We start from the raw sequence: 4,532 nt of genomic DNA, 5'->3' as shown, positions 1-4,532 counted from the left end.
GCCGCCGCGGCCGCCGCGGCAGGAGCCGACGACGCGTCCACCGGCGCCGAGCCGGGCGGCCCCGCCGCGACCGCCGCACCCGCCGCGGGTACGCGGACCGCCACCGAGGGGACCCCCGCGGCTGCCGACGCCCCGAAGCCGGCCCGGGCCCGGCGCACCACGAAGGCCGCCGCGGAGGTCGACGGACAGGCCGACGAGGCCCCGAAGCCGGCCGCCCGGGCCCGCCGTGCCACGAAGGCCGCGACGGAGACCCCCGCTCCGGGGCCCGCGGCGACCGACGAGGGGCCGAAGCCCGCGCGGGCCCGCCGCACGACGAAGGCCGCCGCCACGACGACGGACGCCGCGGACGCCCCCGCCCCCGCTCGCCGGACCCGAGCGACGACGACCGGGGCCACCGCCGCGAAGAAGGCCCCGGCCGCGAGGAAGACGGCCACGGCGACCACGGCGAAGGCCCCCGCGAAGGCCCCGGCCGCCACGGCGAAGGCGTCGGCCGCCGCCGAGAAGGCCGTGCCCGAGACGACGAAGGCGCCCGCGAAGAAGGCCCCGGCCGCGAAGAAGCCGGCCGCCGCCACGGCGAAGGCCCCTGCCGCGACGGAGGCCGCCGCTGCGAAGACGGCCACCGCCGCGAAGAAGGCCCCGACGAGGAAGCCCGCCGCGGGCGCAGCAACCACGTCGACGGCCGCGACGAAGAAGGCCCCGGCCGCGAAGAAGACCACGGCCGCCGCCACCAAGGCGACGGCCACGAAGCCCACCGCTGCCGCGAAGAAGGCCGCGGCCGCGGAGACGACGGCCACCGCCAAGGCGACGGCCACGAAGGCCTTGGCCGCCGCGAAGACGACGGCCGCCGCGAAGAAGGCCCCGGCGGCGAAGAAGCCGGCGGGCGCCGCAGGGACGACCCCGCGACGCCGCGCCACCCCGAAGAAGGACGAGGACGCATGAGCCGCACCGGACGCGAGATCCACCTGGCCGAGCGGCCCGTCGGCGCGCCGACGACCGACACCTTCACGCTCGTCGAGACCTCGGTCCCGGAGCCCGGCGAGGGCGAGATCCTCGTCCGGAACCACTGGATGAGCGTCGACCCCGCGATGCGCGGGCGCATGGACGACCGGCCGTCCTACGTCGAGCCCTTCCAGGTCGGCTCGCCGCTCGAGGGCGGTGCGGTCGGCGAGGTCGTCGCCTCGAACTCCGACCGCCACGCCGTCGGCGACCTCGTGCTCCACGGCCTCGGCTGGCGCGACCTCGCGCTGCTGCCCGGCAAGAAGGCCGCCCCGGTCGACGCGTCCCTCGCGTCCGAGCAGGCGTTCCTCGGCATCCTCGGCATGCCCGGTCTCACCGCGTACTCCGGTCTCGTGCGCCTCGGGCGGGTCGCCGAGGGCGACGTGGTCTTCGTCTCCGCCGCCGCCGGTGCGGTCGGCTCGGCCGTCGGCCAGATGGCCCGCAAGCTCGGGGCCTCGCGCGTCATCGGCAGCGCCGGCGGTCCCGAGAAGGTCCGGCACGTCGTCGAGGACCTCGGCTTCGACGCCTGCATCGACTACAAGTCCGGCAGCGTGCGCAAGCAGCTGAAGGCCGCCGCGCCCGACGGGGTCGACGTCTACTTCGACAACGTCGGCGGCGAGCACCTCGAGGTCGCCATCGGCGCCCTCAACCTGCACGGCCGCATCGTCGTCTGCGGGATGATCTCCCAGTACAACGCGACGGAGCCCCCGGCCGGCCCGCGCAACCTCGTGCGCCTGATCCAGACGCGCGGGTCGATCCAGGGCCTGCTCGTCCTGGACCACTACGACCTCCGCGACGAGTTCGTGCAGCGCGCCTCGGGCTGGCTCCGGGACGGCGACCTGAAGTACGAGGAGACCGTCGTCGACGGCCTCGAGAACGCGCCGACCGCGATGATCGATCTGCTCGCCGGCGGGAACACGGGCAAGATGCTCGTGCGCATCGACGGCTGACCGACCCGGCCGTCCCGTCCTGCCGGCGGACGGCCGCCGACAGGACGCGTACACCGGGCACCGCGCGGGGCTCGAGCGTTCCGCCCCACCCGAACGTCGGGGCGACGGGCCCGGAACGCCCGTGGGCCACGCCCCCGCTCGGGCCGTGCGCCACAATCGCTGGATGGCCGTCGCCGTCGTCCCCCGTCGCGTCACCTTCAGCAGGAACCACACGCTGTCGTTGTCGCGGACGTGCTCGTCGGTGTGCAAGTACTGCGCGTTCGCGACGCGCAAGTTCCACCTGCACACCAAGGACGAGGTCCTCGAGATCCTCGACGAGGCCGTCAAGCGGCGCGCGAAGGAGCTGCTGATCCTCACCGGCGAGGAGCCCGACTCGCACCCCGAGGTCCTCGCGAAGCTGCAGGAGTGGGGCTTCACGGACTTCGTCGACTACGTCGTCTGGGCCGGCGAGCGGGCGCTCGAGCGCGGGCTGCTGCCGCACACGAACCTCGGTGCGGTCTCCAAGGAGGACCTCGCCCGTCTGCGGACGGTCACCGCCTCGCAGGGCGTGATGCTCGAGTCGATCAGCGAGCGGCTGATGGAGACCGTGCACGCCGGGTCGCCGTCCAAGCACCCCCAGCGGCGCCTGGCGACGCTGCGCGCGGCCGGCGAGCTGAAGATCCCGTTCACGACGGGCATCCTCGTCGGCATCGGCGAGACCCGGCAGGAGCGCTTCGACTCCCTCGCCGCGCTGGCCGAGGTCCAGGCCGAGTACGGCCACCTGCAGGAGATCATCCTGCAGAACTTCGTCCCGCACGAGAAGTACTACGGCCGCGACGTCGGCGCGATCGCCGACGAGGCCGCGCGCGACTACTGGCGCACCGGTGTGGGCGACAGCTCGCTGGGCTGGGAGCACTCGCCGCACCTGGGGCTCCCGAAGTGGGCGAACCCGATCTCGATCGACGACATGGTCGAGCTCGTCGAGGAGACCCGCCGGCTGATGCCCGACATCGGCATCCAGATCCCGCCGAACCTCGCCGACTGGTGGCCGCGCCTGGTCGCCGCCGGCGCGACGGACCTCGGCGGCCTGTCGGCCAACGGCGACCACATCTCCCCCGAGCACCCCTTCCCGTCGCCCACGCAGGTCCGCGAGCAGCTCAAGCCGCAGGGTGCCGCGCTGTCGGAGCGGCTCTGCGTCTACGGCGAGTACATCAACGCGGAGTGGATCGATCCCGCGGTCCTCGACACGATCACCGTCAAGTACTGGACCTTCATCCCGCGCGGCACGTCCGGGCGCTCCGAGGCGCCGTTCGTCATCGACCGCGGGCTCGTCGGCCCGGCGCTGGAGAAGGCCCGCGAGGGCGTGCAGCTGAGCGAGCAGGAGCTCACCGCTCTGTTCGTCGAGCGCGACCCGGTCGCCGTCGAGGAGATCCGTCTCGCCGCGGACGAGCTGCGGCGGTCGCTCGCGGGCGACACCGTCTCGTTCGTCGTCAACCGCAACGTCAACCTGTCGAACGTCTGCGTCGTCGGCTGCGCGTTCTGCGGCTTCGGGCAGTCCAAGCGCTCGCCGGACGCCTACAACGTGTCCGAGGAGCTGTTCCAGGAGCGCGTCAAGGCGGCCGTGGACTACGGCGCGACCGAGCTCTGCATCCAGTCCGGAATCCACCCCGACTGGACCCTCGAGGACTACGAGCGCTGGCTGCGCCTGGCCAAGCGCTTCGGGCGCGAGTACGGCCAGGACCTGCACCTGCACGCGTACTCGCCGATGGAGATCGCCCACATGGCCGACATCTCCGGCCTGCCGCTCCACGAGCTCTTCCCCCGTCTGCGCGAGGCGGGCCTCGGCTCGACGCCGGGCACCGCGGCCGAGGTCCTCGTCGACGGGATGCGCCAGCGGATCTCGCCGAACAAGCTGCCGGTGCAGCGGTGGATCGACGTCATACAGGCCAGCCACCGCGCCGGCCTGAAGTCGACCTCGACCGTCATGTTCGGGCACATCGAGGAGCCGTGGGAGCTGGCCCAGCACATGCGGATCATCCGCAGGGTGCAGGAGGAGACCGGCGGGATCACCGAGTTCGTGCCGCTGTCGTTCATCCCGTTCCAGACCCGTCTGGGACGCACGCACGGCGTCGAGGAGATCACGGTCGAGGACTCCCTCAAGCACACCGCGGTCTTCCGGCTGGCGCTCGGGCGCTCGATCCGCAACGTCCAGGCCTCGTGGGTGAAGATGGGCCTGCAGGGCGCGACGGAGGCGCTGCGCTGGGGCGTCAACGACCTCGGCGGCACGCTGATGGAGGAGAACATCTCCCGCCTCGCCGGTGCCGCCCACGGCACGATCCTGCACCCGCACCAGCTCGTCCAGGCCGCCCACGCCGCCGGTCGCCCCGCCGCCGAGCGGACCACCACCTACGACCGGCTCGTCGAGCACTACCCCGTCGGCTGCGAGCTGCCGCCGGCACCGGGCGAGCTGCCCGAGCACGTCGGCGGGGCGTTCGCCCTCCACGGCCCGGACGACCGCGTCGCGCTGAGCACCGCCGCCTGATCGTGCGCCGGCCCTGGCACCAGCGGCCGGGGGCGGCCGCGACCCCGCAGCCCGTCCCGGGCCCC

3 protein-coding genes are annotated in these 4,532 nt (G+C 73.8%); all 3 read left to right on the top strand.

The window, feature by feature from the left end; genetic code table 11:
• Positions 1–939 (top strand): hypothetical protein (locus Q7T67_RS03940; RefSeq protein ID WP_370695357.1); only part of this gene is annotated, 939 nt, incomplete at its 5' end.
• On the top strand, positions 936–1,946 hold the full coding sequence (locus tag Q7T67_RS03935; protein ID WP_304786212.1) for an NADP-dependent oxidoreductase: 1,011 nt from the start codon (positions 936–938) through the stop codon (positions 1,944–1,946). The genes Q7T67_RS03940 and Q7T67_RS03935, both read left to right, overlap by 4 nt.
• 163 nt (positions 1,947–2,109) lie before the next feature.
• Positions 2,110–4,467: a 5-amino-6-(D-ribitylamino)uracil--L-tyrosine 4-hydroxyphenyl transferase CofH gene (gene cofH / locus Q7T67_RS03930; protein WP_304786210.1), complete on the top strand. Its 2,358-nt coding sequence runs from the start codon at positions 2,110–2,112 to the stop codon at positions 4,465–4,467.
• Positions 4,468–4,532: the final 65 nt, after the last annotated feature.

The organism is Patulibacter sp., from assembly GCF_030655195.1.
Classification (GTDB): Bacteria; Actinomycetota; Thermoleophilia; order Solirubrobacterales; family Solirubrobacteraceae; genus Patulibacter.
Note: the sequence above shows the minus strand (reverse complement) of the source record. Positions and strands in the feature narration are given on the sequence as shown.